The organism is Litoribacter ruber, assembly GCF_018500185.1.
GTDB lineage: Bacteria > Bacteroidota > Bacteroidia > Cytophagales > Cyclobacteriaceae > Litoribacter > Litoribacter ruber.
The window spans coordinates 82,274-97,283 of the sequence record NZ_JAHBGI010000010.1; the positions used below are offsets into that span (position 1 = coordinate 82,274).

Here is a 15,010-nt window from a genome sequence, read left to right on the forward strand (position 1 = left end):
TAATATTTAACGATAATTAAATATTTTAGTGGCTTTTGCCCGTTGTATTTAAAGAAATTAATTTGAAATTTGTAGGCAAAAATTACCTCTTTGCCACATATTTCGAGCGGATCGTCAAACATCAAATAAAACTATCCGTTATTGCTGAAAACAGGTTGATTTTGTTTAAAAAAGTAACATTAATACCAGGTAAGAATATTCTAATGAAGAAAAGTTTATTGACTTTGTGTTTTATGGGTTTAGGAGTGGCAGTGTCGGCATCAGAGTATGCGGCGATGGACTCCGTGGGGATTGAGAAAAAGGATGGCAAAACTTTCATCATCCATGAAATTGACCAAAAGGAAACCCTTTTTGGAATCGCCCGGCGCTATGATGCTCCCATGAACGATATTATTACCGCTAACCCCACCCTTGCCGGCGGCCTTCAGCCGGGGCAGAGAATCAGGATCCCATATACGGAAAAAGAGCCGCTTCCCGAAGGGGCTAAAGTACATAAGGTGATGCCTGGTGAAACCCTCTTCGCCATTGCCAAAACCCACAACGTATCCGTGCAGGAAGTGACAGAATGGAACAACCTCAACGGCAACGGCCTAAGTGTAGGCCAAAACCTAATCATCAAGGAGGGTAAAAAGCCAGCGGCAGTTGAATCGGCTGCAGCCCAAACACCGGCGGCACAGACTCCCGCTGCTCCAGCTACTAAGCGAGAGGAAAAAAGAGCTGAAGCTCCCCGTGATGCCCAGCCAAACGCAGCTTCTACTGATGGCGAATGGGTGATGCATACTGTAGCCCCAGGGGAAACACTTTTTTCATTGGCCAAAGATTACGATACCAAGGTGGATGATATCATCCGTTGGAATCTGCTTACTTCTACTAACTTGGCCCCTGGGCAAAAGTTGAAAGTTAGCCAGCGAGAAGGTGGGGCGGCCCCGGCCAGAGCGACCACCCAGACTCCAGCTCAGCAGAACCAAGCTGCCAATCAATCCCAGCCACAGCAGGCAAAAAGCGGGAATGCTGACAAAGCAGACGTTGCCCAAAAGTGGATAGAAACAGTAAGAAGTGAAGCCCCAGCCGAGAATCCCCGTCCGGTGGTGAATACCAGAACCGCACCGCCAGTGGAGGAATCTACAGAAAGAAAGAATATCAAGGAAACCGGTCAGGCTGAAGTAATCGAAGGGACCGGAAACCATACCAAATATCTAGTATTGCACAGAAATGCTCCCGTTGGTACCATCATGAGGATCAGAAACGAGGAGAATGATGTGACCATCTTTGCCCGAGTGGTAGGAAAACTTCCTGAAACCGGCGACAATGGCAGGTTGCTGATCAAAGTATCCAAGGCTGCCTACGAGCAACTCAGGGCAGTTAATAGCCGTTTCCCAGTGGAGGTTTCTTATTGAAAAAGACGGAAGACGGGAGACCGAAGGCGGGAGATTGAGGACGTAGATATATTCGGTCTTCGGTCTCCCGTCTTTTTTGCCATTTTTAACACATTAGGTTCAATGGGAGCAAAGGCCTTTTAAAAGGGTTATTTGCTTCATTTTCAGTGGGTAACTGTTTTGATGAAAAGGAGAGGAATAGCCAATGTTTTTGCGTTTGTCCTTTTTTCGATCTAGTTTTGTGTTCGATTACCACTATAATGAATAAATTCCAACTCTTCATTCACCACTTCTTCCGGTTTATCTGGAATGCCATCTTTGTAATTTCCTATCCAGTTCTTGCATCGTTTGGGCTCTTATTTATAGGGGTTACTTACATGTTTTCCGGCTTGTCAAGGGTGTTGACCAAGTTCAAGAAAGGGGAAAAGATGGAGATTACTTTTGATAAAGCTGAATGGAAGAAAATGGTTCAGGATAATTCGTTGATAGAGGGGAAGGTCTGCACGCAGATCATGTTTGGGCCTAGCGGATATCATTTCCGAAGGTCTGATGGGGTACCTTCCGTTTTGGAAGACTATGTTTTTGGCAACAAAATCAAGGTGTTGGAAGAAGGCTTGCTGCTTGAAAAGTGGAACAGCACCGACTCGAAAGACCTTCCCGATTTCGATATCTGCCTTTACGACCCTGACGAAGATTCGCTAAAGTCTCTCACCAATATTAAATGCTTTGATTGGCACTTAGCCGAGCAAGATGACAATTCGCTGAACTTCAAATGGTTTGACGGTACCCAAGGCGGGGAGGTGAAGATAGCTCTATGAGAGAAAGTATGAAGGAGTTTTTGGATGAAAAAGTGGCTTATTACAACCAGCCGGATTTTATCGAAAACGACCCCATCTGCATTCCCCACCGTTTTACCAAACCCCAAGATATTGAGATTGCCGGGTTTTTTGCGGCCGTACTGGCTTGGGGACAGCGGAAGACCATAATCAACAAGTGTGTTTCCCTGCTCGAAATGATGGACAATGCTCCGTATGAGTTTATCCTAAACCATTCCGAATCAGACCTCAAGTCTTTCCTGCACTTTAAGCACCGCACCTTCAATGCCACTGACACGCTGTATTTTCTGGATTTTTTCCGCAGGTTTTATCAGCAGCACGGGAGTTTGGAAGAGGCTTTTCTTCCTATAGGAAGCGCCATGGAAATGGAAAAAATGCTGATTCATTTTCATGATTACTTCTTTGCCGACCCATTGGCTCCCCAGCGGACACGCAAGCATATCGCCACACCTGCTAGAAAGGCCGCCTGTAAACGCATCAACATGTTTCTCCGGTGGATGGTCAGAAAAGACGACAAGGGCGTGGACTTTGGTATTTGGCACCGGGTCAAGCCCTCCCAACTCATCTGCCCCTGCGATGTACACGTGGACAGAGTAGGGCGCAAACTTGGTCTGATCGAAAGAAAACAGACCGACTGGAGGACAGCCGTCGAACTAACCGGAAGGCTGGCTGAACTTGACCCTCTAGACCCGGTAAAATACGATTTCGCGCTCTTCGGCTTGGGCGTAGAGGAGAAGTTTTGAGAAGACACAGAGAGACTTTTCACCACAAAGATCAGCTAAGAAACGCAAAGAATGAATAGTGGCTTCTATAATCCTCATTCAGAATAATGATGAATCAGGGTACCAAGTACAACGTACCAAGTACCAGGTATTCGCTGCGGAGGTGCACGTTTGGGAGGCACAGGCTCCATTTCTGCCGTCCCGAGACATCTTTCCACTATTACCCCATCCGAAGAGCGCAGCTCGGAGGGAGGGTGGCCAGAATAAGAACGGTGAATATCAGAAAAGCCTCCAAATTACTCCAAAAAGCACCATGCCCTGCGGTGTACTTTGTACCTATTTAAGAGATTTTTACTGGGCAGGGTACCAAGTACAACGTACCAAGTACCAGGTATTCGCTGCGGAGGTGCACGTTTGGGAGGCACAGGCTCCATTTCTGCCGTCCCGAGACATCTTTCCACTATTACCCCATCCGAAGAGCGCAGCTCGGAGGGAGGGTGGCCAGAATAAGAACGGTTAATATCAGAAAAGCCTCCAAATTACTCCAAAAAGCACCATGCCCTGCGGTGTACTTTGTACCTATTAAAGCGTTATTTACTGGGCAGGGTACCAAGTACAACGGACCAAGTACCAGGTATTCGCTGCTGAGGTGTGCACATTTGGGAGCCACAGCCTCCATTTCTGCCGTCCCGAGACATCTTTCCACTATTACCCCCTCCGAAGAGCGCAGCTCGGAGGGAGGGTGGCCAGACTAAGAACTGTTAATATCAGAAAAGCCTCCAAATTACTCCAAAAAGCACCATGCCCTGCGGTGTACTTTGTACCTATTTAAGAGATTTTTACTGGGCAGGGTACCAAGTACAACGTACCAAGTACCAGGTATTCGCTGCTGAGGTGTGCACATTTGGGAGGCACAGCCTCCATTTCTGCCGTCACGAGACATCTTTCCACTAATACCCCATCCGAAGAGCGCAGCTCGCAGGGAGGGCGGGCAGAATAAGAACGGTTAATATCAGAAAAGCCTCCAAATTACTCAAAAAAGCACCATGTTATGCGGTGTACTTAGTACTTGGTACCTAGTACTTTGTACCTATTTAAGAGGTTTTTACTGGGCAGGGTACCAAGTACAACGTACCAAGTACCAGGTATTCGCTGCTGAGGTGTGCACATTTGGGAGGCACAGCCTCCATTTCTGCCGTCCCGAGGCACAGCCTCGGGACAACTACCCGTCATCGTTCACTAATACCCCATCCGAAGAGCGCAGCTCGCAGGGAGGGCGGCGAGAATAACAACGGTTAATATCAGAAAAGCCTCCAAATTACTCAAAAAAGCACCATGTTATGCGGTGTACTTAGTACTAGGTACCTAGTCCTTTGTACCGATTTAATAGGTATTTACTGGGCAGGGTACCAAGAACAACGTACCAAGTACCAGGTATTCGCTGCTGAGGTGTGCACAGTTGGGAGGCACAGCCTCCATTTCTGCCGTCCCGCGGCACAGCCTCGGGACAACTACCCGTCATCGTTCACTAATACCCCATCCGAAGAGCGCAGCTCGCAGGGAGGGCGGCGAGAATAACAACGGTTAATATCAGAAAAGCCTCCAAATTACTCCAAAAAGCACCATGCCCTGCGGTGTACTTTGTACTTGGTACCTAGTACTTTGTACCCTTTCACCTCCGTACTTGGTACCTAGTGCTTTGTACCCATTCGCTTCATTTACCCCAAATCTCCGGCTTTTCCCTCCATTCTTCCAAAGACTTCAAGTCCTGATCGGAAGCGTAGTCCAGGGCTACTGCCTGTGGCAACATAGCAGAGTAATCACTCAAACAAATCAACTTTATTCCAGCATCTTCAAAGTTTTTTCTTGCGATGTCAAATCCGTAAGTAAAAATGGCCACCATGCCCATTACTTCGAAACCGGCATTTTTTAAGTCCTGCACGGCCTTAAGGGAACTGCCGCCGGTGGAAACCAGATCTTCCACTACCACCACTTTTTGGCCAGGGGTTACTTTCCCTTCGATCATGTTTTCCATGCCATGGCCTTTTGGTTTGGATCTCACGTACAAAAATGGCAAATCCATCTCATCGGCAATCAAGGCCCCTTGTGGGATACCCGCAGTAGCCACGCCTGCAATGGATTCTACTCCAGGGAAGTTTTCATTAATAGCACCTACTAGCGCATGCTTGATGTGGTTTCTTACTTCGGGAAAAGAAAGGGACAATCTGTTGTCACAGTAAATGGGTGATTTCCAGCCTGATGCCCAAGTAAAAGGGCTTTCTGGATTAAGACGGATGGCTTTTATCTCTAGGAGGTTTTTGGCTACCTCTTCGGCAATGTTTTTGTTAAATAGTTCCATACAATAAAATTAAAAGATAAAACCCATAACGCTGTTGTGATAGGTGTATTTTTTATGCAATTTTAGCTTCTAATCGAATGCCCCATGAGAATTTTCATCAATGACAAGCCTTTAGACATTCTGTCTACTGAGGAGCTTTCCCCGGAAAAAACCTTTGAATGTATTTATGACAATCCCACAGACCTGCCTTCCTATGTGGAATTTCACGATGATGTGCTGCTTGTAAATCCCTCCAAGGAGATCATCCACAAATTGCTCTACTTGCTCAGGACTCGAAAACTCAAAAACCTGGATAGCATTACCATCCTGTCCAAAGACAAAGAGAAGCTAAAGAGATATATCAAAAGCCGATTTTCCATTGTCAAAGCCGCTGGTGGTGTAGTCACAAAAGGCGAAAAGGTGCTTTTTATTAAGAGGCTGGGCAAATGGGATCTGCCAAAAGGAAAGTTTGACAAAGGTGAAACTCCAGAGGAATGTGCCGTTAGGGAAGTGGAGGAGGAGTGTATGGTAAAGGTGAAATTAGGTGAACCAATCGTGAAAACGTGGCACACCTACACCCACAACCGCAAAAGCATCCTGAAGAAAACCTATTGGTACGCCATGGAAATCGTGGATGACTCCAACATGAAGCCGCAGACCGAAGAGGGGATTGAGGATGTGAAGTGGCTCAACCACCAAGAGGCAAAATTCGCCTTGGTCAATTCCTACCCGTCCATGAGGTACCTTTACAAGAAGTTTATCAAGATGGTGCCCAAGGTTCAGACCTCGTAGGGGAGGAATTCATTGATCTCCCCGCCATAGCGGTGCACTTCCCTTAGGATGGTAGAATTGATCGAACTGTACTTGGGTGAAGTGATCAGAAACACCGTTTCCAAGTCCTTGTTCAAATGCCTGTTCATCTGGGCGATGGCATTTTCATATTCAAAATCCGTAGTATTTCTCAAGCCCCTAAGCAGGAAATTGGCCTCGTTCTTTTTGGCTAAGGAGGAGGTGAGTTCGCTGTAGATTACCACTTTCACTTGTGGAAGGTCCTTGTAGGTCTCTTTGATTTTATCGACGATCAAATCGATGTCAAAATACCTTTTACTTTTGTTGGTGTTGTAACCAATAGCGATAATTACTTCGTCGAAGAGCTCCACGCCCCTCATTACTATATCGTGGTGACCAAGGGTAAACGGGTCAAAAGAACCCGGAAAAATAGCTACTTTTTTCATTCAATCGGTTTTAGAGTGTCCAATAGGTTTCCAGCCTCTGCGTTTCCTGTAGGCGCTCAGCCCCGGAGTGGTAGGTGGTATTGGCTCTTGGGGTGATAGGGATAAGGTTTTTGAAATAAGGCTGTAGGTCTTCCAAGTTGCTTCCAAGCGAGGAAAGATCTCCAATCAGGTTCACCTTGCAGTAATTCCTGTCAAAATTAAGCTGCTCAAAAGCTACGAAAACATATTTGAGCAACTCCTCGGTGTTGGATACCTCAAAGCGGTTGAACATCTTAAGCTCCTGGCTGGAAAAAGCCACAAGGTAGATGTGTCCATGCTCTGCGATGACAAAGATCTCCTGGCCCAGGTAATCGTTTTTTTGCTGCAGCACGTAATCCAGGGACAAGGCGCCAGCATGGCCGAATTTGATCTCTGGGAACCGTTTTCTAAACTTGTCAGAAGTCGCTTTGTCTATTGCGGCCACCAGATGCAGGTTGTTGCTGTCCAGGCTTTCTGAAAACACCTCATGCGCTTCCTGCTGCACCAGCGGGCTGGAGTAGTTTAGGTAGGTGGCGGCTTGGCTTTGGTCAAACAGCACACCCGGTACTAGATTGAAGTGGTCGTTGTGCACCCACAATTTGGCCGTTTTTGGGTTTGATTTGAGCAGCTCATTGGATTCCAGGACGGAATTTAGTTCTGAGGCGGGAAGGCTTTCCCCAGCCACAACTTCCCCATTGGAGTCCTTAGCGATAATCAAAAGGTTGTCTTTAGACAAGAAAAGCGACAAATCTGACACCACTTGGGTGTCAAATTTATCGCTTAGATATTTAAACTTCATGTTCTCTAATGGTTTTACCACTATTATTCCCAGTTACCTGAAGTAGAGGCGTCGGTTCTAGAACCTACTCTCAAAGCTTTCTCGTTGTTGTTCTCTCTTCTGGTCGGGTTGATTGGAGCTGGATCTCTGATCTCGAATACAGCGATCTCCCTGTTGTTACGGGTGATTTTGTCGGCAAAGAATTCAAACTCTCTTCCCCCAGAACCCGGTACAATGTGCAGGTTTTCAAGGTTGAAGTTAGGGTGCCTTCTTTCGTTGAACAAGGAGTCCATTACCGGTACAGAACCCAGTGTATCATAAGTTACAGTGGTTTCTTCCTTACCGTAGTCCAATAGGACGGTGGTCTCAGATCTTTGTACAAGATAGATATCCCCGCTTTGGATGAAATTCCTCAAATCATTCCAATTGTCAGCATACTCTCCGTTGCTGGCCAAGTAGGCAACTTGTGCGTCGCGCAGCATCTGAAGCTTTTCTACTACTCTGGCTTCAAGTCTTGCAATTCTCTTTTCTTCTTCCATTACGGTATCGATACCGTTGTATAGAAAATAGCCCAAAGCAAGAGCGCCCACTAGGAATACCAATGATAAGATCTTAGTTACGTTCATTTTAAAGGATAATTAATTCGTCTTAATAAGGTTGATGCTGTTTTTACAAGATGCTATTTTATGCATTTATTTTCAAAATTAAAATAACCTTTCCATATTCTTACATCATTTAGTGATTTTAGGTCCCAAAATACCTGATGTTTGGCTTCGTTGGGTATGGACTGCAGCTCATCTAGGTCCATGAATTTCACTTCTTGGATCAATTGTGTGCCCGCCGGCAGCTCTGGATCATGCCCCAGTTGGGGATTTTGCCCATTGGTACTTACCTCAAAAAAAAGTTCCACCGCATGGAGTGGCCTGTCCAGATATTCAAAGGTGAAAAGGAATTTTTCCACCCGGATCTCCAATCCCGTTTCTTCCGCAAATTCCCTGGCCAGATTGGCCGTGGCTGGACTGCCAAATTTCATCCCGCCCCCAGGCACGTTCCAAAAACTGCGGCCCTGGCCCATGTCATGCCTGATCATCAAAATCTTGTCCTCCTTGATGAGCACACCATTGACCCGCACCCGCAGCCTTCCCCCAAATTTGTCTGATATTTCTTTTTCGATATTCGGCATTAAAGCTTTAGATTAGCATTATGAGTAAAGATACGCATCCTCTGCCAAAGCCTTCCTATCTGATCAGAGGAAAGTTTCCTCACACCCCCACCCATGGTCAGGAGGCCTTCTTCCGGCTTTTGGATGAGTTTCTTTCTCCCCATATGGGCGAAAAACCCACCTTCATTCTCAGGGGGTATGCCGGTACGGGAAAAACTTCCGTGGTATCGGCTCTGGTGCAGATGCTTCCCCAGTTGAATTACCGCTCCCTGATGCTGGCTCCCACGGGCAGGGCGGCCAAAGTCATGTCTACCTACTCCGGCAAAAATGGGTACACCATTCATAAAATCATTTACACGCCCTTGGGCGAACAGGGGAATTTCTCGGGGTTTGACCTGCAAAAAAACTATTACACCAATACGGTTTTCATCGTGGATGAGGCCTCCATGCTTTCCGATGAGGGGGGCATGGGGCAGAGCCTGCTGATGGACCTGGTGCGCTATGTCTTCCAGCACAAGTCCAACAGGCTGATGCTGATAGGGGACAGTGCCCAGTTGCCTCCCGTGGGCAATCCCAACAGCCCCGCCTTGGATAAAAATTATATGGTGAGGCATTATGGACTGTCCATTCTGGAAACCGAGCTCACCGAAGTGATGAGGCAGCAGCTCGATTCTGGGATATTGTTCAATGCCACCAAACTCAGAGAGGAAGTGGTGAAGGAGAAGCCCCAGATTTCCTTTCAGGTAAAGCCCTTTAAGGATTTTTACAAAATGACGGGTGAAAAGCTCGAGGACGGGCTGCGGTACGCTTATAACAAGTTTGGTGTGGAAAATACCATCATCGTCACCAGGTCCAACAAAGCAGCGGTGCAATACAACCAATATATAAGGAGGGCGATTCATTTCATGGATGAGGAAATCACTTCTGGGGATTTGCTGATGATCGTGAAAAACAATTACATCTACATGGCCGATTCCGAGAGGGTGAATTTTTTGGCCAACGGGGATTTTGTAGAAGTGAGAAAAATTCGTTCTTTTGAGGAAATGTACGGGCTGAGATTTGCCACCCTGGAGCTGCAGCTGCTCGATTATCCCGAGGAGCCCAGCTTTGAGGCCAAGGTGATCATGGATACGCTTTATTCCTCAGGGCCCTCGTTGAGCCAAGAGGAATATAGGGAGCTTTACCGGCAGGTACAGGAAGACTACGCTGATATCGCCAAGAAAGGGGAGCGGATGGAGATGATCAAAAAAGATCCCTATCTCAACGCCCTACAGGTGAAGTTTGCCTACGCCCTTACCTGCCATAAATCGCAGGGCGGGCAGTGGGATGCCGTATTTGTTGATCAGGGATATTTGAAGGAAGAGCAACTAGATACGGGATTTATTCGTTGGCTATATACCGCTGTGACCAGAGCGACCAAAGAGGTGTTCATGGTGAACTTTCATCCGAGGTTTTTTGGGTGAGAAGAGCGGAGTGGTTTCACGCATGGTAGTTTCACGCAAAGAGCGCAGAGATTTCACGCAAAGAGCGCGGAGATTTTATTAGTGTTGAAATTAAAGACTTTGCGGTCTTTGCGCTTGCTTTGCGGTCTTTGGGTGAAACTGAAAATGACAATGGCGTGTAAATTTTCTCGCAGCGATCGCGGCGATTTTCGCAGCGCCGCAGCGAGAAATCATATTGTCATAGCATTGGGTGTGTTTGCAAAATATGTGACTCGAAATGACGGTGGGTAAGAAGAAACTCTGTGATCTTTGCGCCTCCTTCGCGTTCTTTGCGTGAAACTGAAACGGACTTAGCGTCTTCGAGCCTTCGTGGCTAATAATTGGATCAATAAAAATTAACATATATATAAACATGAGAAAATTAGTATTAGTAATGGTAATGGCCGTGATGGCCTTTGCGGTGCAGGCACAGCAGGCTTCAAATGGCGAAGGTGCGGCGATTTCATTTGCCGAGAAGTCCAAGGATTTCGGTGACATCACCCAGGGTGACAAGGTGGAGCATACCTTCAAGTTTGAGAATACCGGCAGCGCCCCCCTCGTGATCAGCAACGTGGCCGCCACCTGTGGATGTACCGTCCCGGCCTGGCCAAAGGAGCCAATCGCTCCGGGAGAATCAGCCGAGATCAAAGTTTCCTTCAACTCTGCAGGCAAGATGGGCAAGCAGAACAGTGTAGTGAGAATCTACTCCAACGCCTCTGAGCCGATCGAGAAAGTAAGCTTGATTTCGAATGTGCAACCGAAGAAATAGTTTATGGGCCTGCGGCCGTTTAAGGTTTATGGTTTAAGGACTTATGAAGAGGCCCGGGTTTTAGACCCGGGCTTTTTTATTTTGGGGATTATTTATAAATTGATAGCGTATCTAAGGTTTCGGTCTTCCGTCTTCCGGTCTCCGGTCTTCGGTCTTCCGTCCCAAAATTTTTAATTCACGTACCCCCAATTTTTTCCCATGAACAAAATCATCTATTTCATCATCGCCCATCGCAATCCCGCACAAGTGGAAAGGTTAATCAGGAAATTGGAAGGCCCGGATACGGTTTTTTATGTGCATCTGGACATCAGGTCCGATATGGGTGAATACCGTTACCTCGAGTCGGACGGGGTCAGGTTTATCAGTAACCGGGTAGCGTGTGTCTGGGCCGATTATGCGTTTGTGCAGGCCGTGCTCAATTTGGCAGAGGTGGCCCTGGCTGATGGGCAGCAGGGGATGATGGTGCTTTTAAGCGGGCAGGATTACCCCCTTAGGCCAGCTGAGGAAATACGGGTTTTTTTTCTAAGACACATGGACAAGAACTTTATCACCTGCATGCCCCTAGAGGAAGCCTGGCCGGAATTCAGCTGTTACCGCAGGAGGGAGACCTACAAAGTCAATTTTTCCGACAAGAGGGCCGACTTTGCTTTTTTCAAGGGCATTGATTTGATGCTCATCAATTGCCTGCTCAAGGGCAGGGTAGGGCTGGATATATTCAAACTCATCTTCAAGAAGCGGGTGGAACCCTTTAGGCTTTACGGCGGATCCGCCTGGTGGGCCATCAATACCAAAACCTTTGAAAAGATCCTGCGTTTTATGGAAATGCGCGGGGAGGAGATGCAGGAGTATTTTCAGTACACCTACTGCGCCGATGAGGAGTTTTTCCAGAGTCTGCTGATGGAAATATTAAATGGCGATACCTCCAGCATCCTCCCCAGTGTCACCTACGTCAACTGGACGAGGCCAAACTGTGAACTTCCCGTCACCTTTGGCGCCGGAGATTTGGAAGAGCTGAAGGAAAAGGCAAGTGACTTCCTGTTTGCCCGCAAGTTTGTCATGGACAAGTATGGGGAGATCTTGGATGATATAGACAGGTATTTGCTGGTTTGTGAAAGAATCACCACAGAGGAGAACACAGATTAACACAGAGTAAACTTTACTTTCCCTCGGGGTTCCCCCGTATCAGTTACGGATCACTTACGGATCACCTACGGATCACTTACGGATCAGTTACGGATATTTCCGAAAATTGACTAGGAAATGGGCCGTAGGAGCTCGGGAGCATTGAAAACGCTGGATTTCCGATGGGGCTTTCCGTAACTTTTCTTAGAATAATCATATTTTTCTTGGCAATTGGGCTTGATCGGCTTGTATTTCCGGCTAGGCTGACCCGTCCACCAGCCGAGGCCACCCAATCCCCACCTTTGGCCAAGCGCTGGGTCAGCGCTTGGCCAAAGGTGGGTGGGAGTAGGGGGAGTAACCCATATATTTCCTCTCCTACACGTATCTTCCCTTCAAATTATTTACCACTTTTCTGGTGGCATTCTTACTAATACTTTTTTGAATCCCTGACACGTGTTGTCATAAAAATATCCCTTAAAGTCTTTTTGTCGACTATAGTCCGTGGTGCAATTGTCTACATTTTTTCTATTTGCACCATGGATATTAAAGAAGCATTTGGGAAGAAGATAAAGTCCATCCGGACCGAGAAAGGCATATCACAGGAAAGTCTCGCAGACTTAGCCTTTTTAGACCGAACATACATTTCAGATATAGAGAAAGGTAAGCGAAATGTCTCAATAGAGACAGTTCAGAAGCTTGCTGTTGCTCTAGAGATAGAAATGAAAGAGCTGTTTAATTATTCTTCGTACTAACAAAATAATAATAGAGGAATGGTAAATTATTCAGATATCAAAAATAAATACAAAATCGAAGTTAAAAAGACTGCTCAATCCGAATTGGCTTATTTAACTCATTTTTTACATGCTGAAAGTAAAATTGAAAACGAGGGGTATAAGGCGAAAGTTAAAAAATATGTAAATGAAGGGTTGATTCAAGAAAGTATATTAGAAGAACCTTACTTTCAACAAAAATTAAATCTAAATTGGGATGTTCCTTTTCCTCCTGTTAAGTCGGATTTTACTTTTATTGATCTTTTTGCTGGGATAGGAGGTTTTAGAATTGCACTTCAAAAATTAGGTGGTAGATGTGTTTTTTCCTCTGAAATAGATAAAGCGGCTCAACAGACATATGAGGCAAATTTTGGAGAGGTCCCGTTTGGAGATATTAAAGAGTTTACTAGCTACGAAATAAGTGATCTGGAAATCGATCAAATGATTCCGGATCATGACCTGTTAGCTGCAGGTTTCCCATGTCAGCCATTTAGTCTAGCGGGTGTTTCTGCCCGTAATTTTTTAGGTATGAGCCATGGGTTTCATGATCAAGATCAGGGTAATTTATTCTTTGATATTCTTAGGATTGTCAAAGTGAAAAGACCTAAAGTACTATTTTTGGAAAATGTTAGAAACTTGAAAAGCCATGATAATGGTAAGACTTTTTCCACCATTGAAATGATGATTAAAGAATTAGGATATTCATTTGATTGGAAAATAATTAACTCGGAATCATTAGTTCCGCAGAGACGAGTTAGAACTTATATGGTTTGCTTCTTAAACCAGAAAATTAATTTTGAATTTCCTGAAATTAGTGGGGATCCATTGCCTTTGAAAAATATTCTTGAAGAAAAAGTTCCAGAAACTTTTACTATATCAGATAAACTCTGGCAAGGTCATCAGAATAGAAGTAGGAGGAATAAGGAACGAGGTACTGGCTTTACAGTCAAATTAGCAGATTTAGAAAAGCCTTCAAATACGATTGTTGCTAGATATTACAAAGATGGAAAAGAATGCTTAATTCCTCAGGAAAATAGTAATCCTAGAAAACTTACTCCTAGGGAATGCGCAAGGCTTCAGGGATTTCCTGAAGAATTTATTCTTCATCCAAGTAATTCATCAGCTTATAAGCAGTTTGGTAATTCTGTTGCAATCCCCGTAATTTTCAAAATAGGAAAAAATATACAAAAATTTTTAGTGAAAGAATGATGATGGATAGTATGAACTTAAAGGATACTGGATTTAAGACTAATGATGAATTGCAATACTGGGACAAGTGTTATTGGTATCTAAGATTTTTAATTGATACAAATAGATTTGGGGCGTTGGGAAAAAACATTTCAAAATGCAAATTCTTGTATGAAAATATTCTGACAGCATATAAGCTTCTAAATAAGGAAGAGTCATCGGAGGATAAAATTAAGGTTTTAGACTCAATTTTTTATGATACCTTATTTGATAAAGTTAAAAATGATAGTAAGAAATTCCATGCTTATGTTTATTTGTATGACAATTTGCAGGTTTTTCTAGTTGATCCGAAGGATTATTTTGTGTTAGCATTAACGATTAAAGAGTTGTTGTTGCCTACAAATGAAGCTATTCAGAATGTTCCTAGTAATGAATGTGTAGCTTTTGCAAAATTATATGGAAAGGCTATTTTGGATTCTAAAAATGAAAAAGGATTATCTAATCTTATAAGAGAGTGGGATATCTTTACTGAGACTATTGCTTTAAATAGAGAAAGAGATTTAATTGTGAATCTAATCTCAAGTATTAGGGGAAGATTACAGTTAGAATTGGGGCAAGCAGAAGGATCACTTAATGATCATGATATGGATGTCATAATTTCGGCAATAAGCCAAGAGTTTGAAAGGAGAACTGGTCAAAAAAGAAAGCAAAGGGCAGGTAATGACCTAGAAAGTGTAACTCAATTTATTTTTGACTATTTCAAAATTAAAACAGGGGGAGGACCTGAGCATATTTCGACTGGGTTAGAGGTTGATAACTGGATTAAAGATAAAAATGGTTACTATATTGGAATAAGCTTAAAGAGGACCCTGCGGGAACGCTGGAAACAAACATATACAACAGATACTTCTATTTTAGACAGGAACCGCATAAAATATGTTATTCACATCATTAACAATGATATCGATTTAAGTGATGCAAAGCTATCTGAGTTGGGTTCCTATAGACATCTTTTCTTTTTAGCTGATGATTCAAAAGTTTTGGAGAAATATAAAAATCATATAGTGACAAGTAAGTATGTGTTTCCTATGTCTCAATTAATTGTGAAGATTAAGGAATTCATGCAATAAATATTATTTTACTTTTAACTGTATATATATATATTGTAATGACTTTTGATTTCCTGACCCATGAGGTACTCAATAGGTAAACTTG

General features: G+C 44.5%; 15 protein-coding genes. 10 read left to right on the top strand and 5 right to left on the bottom strand.

Translation table 11 applies throughout. From position 1 onward, the window contains the following. Window positions 1–203 precede the first annotated feature (203 nt). The 3 genes from KIH41_RS13800 to KIH41_RS13810 all read left to right on the top strand — a co-directional run bounded on the left by KIH41_RS13800 (window position 204) and on the right by KIH41_RS13810 (window position 2,955). The gene (locus KIH41_RS13800; RefSeq protein ID WP_213943729.1) at window positions 204–1,397 is read left to right on the top strand and encodes a LysM peptidoglycan-binding domain-containing protein; all 1,194 of its coding nucleotides are present in this window, start codon (window positions 204–206) and stop codon (window positions 1,395–1,397) included. 239 nt (window positions 1,398–1,636) lie between these two features. Next, entirely contained in the window at window positions 1,637–2,194 is a 558-nt protein-coding gene (locus tag KIH41_RS13805) for a hypothetical protein (RefSeq protein ID WP_213943730.1), read from the top strand. Further along, window positions 2,191–2,955 carry a TIGR02757 family protein gene (locus KIH41_RS13810; protein ID WP_214162757.1) on the top strand — a complete coding sequence of 255 codons (765 nt, stop codon included), beginning with the start codon at window positions 2,191–2,193 and terminating at the stop codon, window positions 2,953–2,955. The genes KIH41_RS13805 and KIH41_RS13810 overlap by 4 nt, the downstream gene beginning before the upstream one ends. Before the next feature lie 1,693 nt (window positions 2,956–4,648). On the opposite strand, the gene pyrE is transcribed toward KIH41_RS13810, so the two are convergent. Next, on the bottom strand, window positions 4,649–5,293 hold the full coding sequence (pyrE, locus tag KIH41_RS13815) for an orotate phosphoribosyltransferase (RefSeq protein ID WP_213943732.1): 645 nt from the start codon (window positions 5,291–5,293) through the stop codon (window positions 4,649–4,651). Window positions 5,294–5,377: 84 nt separating this feature from the next. On the opposite strand from pyrE, the gene KIH41_RS13820 reads away from it, so the two are divergent. Then, on the top strand, window positions 5,378–6,064 hold the full coding sequence (locus KIH41_RS13820; RefSeq protein ID WP_214162758.1) for an NUDIX hydrolase: 687 nt from the start codon (window positions 5,378–5,380) through the stop codon (window positions 6,062–6,064). On the opposite strand, the gene coaD is transcribed toward KIH41_RS13820, so the two are convergent. From coaD to KIH41_RS13840, 4 genes are read right to left on the bottom strand one after another with little or no spacing between them, the layout of a single operon-like run. Beyond that, entirely contained in the window at window positions 6,052–6,507 is a 456-nt protein-coding gene (gene coaD, locus KIH41_RS13825; RefSeq protein ID WP_213943734.1) for a pantetheine-phosphate adenylyltransferase, read from the bottom strand. The two genes, KIH41_RS13820 and coaD, sit on opposite strands and share 13 nt — an antisense overlap. A 10-nt stretch (window positions 6,508–6,517) precedes the next feature. After that, window positions 6,518–7,324, bottom strand: coding sequence for a DUF3822 family protein (locus tag KIH41_RS13830; RefSeq protein WP_214162759.1), 807 nt, complete (start codon window positions 7,322–7,324; stop codon window positions 6,518–6,520). A 23-nt stretch (window positions 7,325–7,347) separates the two neighbouring features. Then, a complete protein-coding gene (locus tag KIH41_RS13835) occupies window positions 7,348–7,929 on the bottom strand; it encodes a hypothetical protein (RefSeq protein ID WP_213943736.1) in 582 nt (193 codons plus the stop codon). Between the two features lie 53 nt (window positions 7,930–7,982). Further along, window positions 7,983–8,486 (bottom strand): NUDIX domain-containing protein, encoded by a 504-nt coding sequence (locus tag KIH41_RS13840; protein ID WP_213943737.1) that lies wholly within the window; start codon window positions 8,484–8,486, stop codon window positions 7,983–7,985. 20 nt (window positions 8,487–8,506) lie between these two features. Between KIH41_RS13840 and KIH41_RS13845 the strand changes: the two genes are divergently transcribed. The 6 genes from KIH41_RS13845 to KIH41_RS13870 all read left to right on the top strand — a co-directional run bounded on the left by KIH41_RS13845 (window position 8,507) and on the right by KIH41_RS13870 (window position 14,925). Next, entirely contained in the window at window positions 8,507–9,928 is a 1,422-nt protein-coding gene (locus KIH41_RS13845) for an ATP-dependent DNA helicase (protein ID WP_214162760.1), read from the top strand. Window positions 9,929–10,319: 391 nt separating this feature from the next. Beyond that, window positions 10,320–10,715, top strand: coding sequence for a DUF1573 domain-containing protein (locus KIH41_RS13850; RefSeq protein WP_213943739.1), 396 nt, complete (start codon window positions 10,320–10,322; stop codon window positions 10,713–10,715). A gap of 198 nt (window positions 10,716–10,913) precedes the next feature. Further along, complete coding sequence (locus KIH41_RS13855; RefSeq protein ID WP_214162761.1) at window positions 10,914–11,858, top strand: beta-1,6-N-acetylglucosaminyltransferase; 945 nt, start codon at window positions 10,914–10,916, stop codon at window positions 11,856–11,858. A gap of 515 nt (window positions 11,859–12,373) precedes the next feature. Further along, window positions 12,374–12,589 carry a helix-turn-helix domain-containing protein gene (locus tag KIH41_RS13860; RefSeq protein WP_214162762.1) on the top strand — a complete coding sequence of 72 codons (216 nt, stop codon included), beginning with the start codon at window positions 12,374–12,376 and terminating at the stop codon, window positions 12,587–12,589. An 18-nt stretch (window positions 12,590–12,607) separates the two neighbouring features. Further along, the gene (locus tag KIH41_RS13865; protein ID WP_214162763.1) at window positions 12,608–13,816 is read left to right on the top strand and encodes a DNA cytosine methyltransferase; all 1,209 of its coding nucleotides are present in this window, start codon (window positions 12,608–12,610) and stop codon (window positions 13,814–13,816) included. Beyond that, window positions 13,813–14,925, top strand: coding sequence for a hypothetical protein (locus KIH41_RS13870; protein WP_214162764.1), 1,113 nt, complete (start codon window positions 13,813–13,815; stop codon window positions 14,923–14,925). The genes KIH41_RS13865 and KIH41_RS13870 overlap by 4 nt, the downstream gene beginning before the upstream one ends. The last annotated feature ends 85 nt before the right edge of the window (window positions 14,926–15,010 follow it).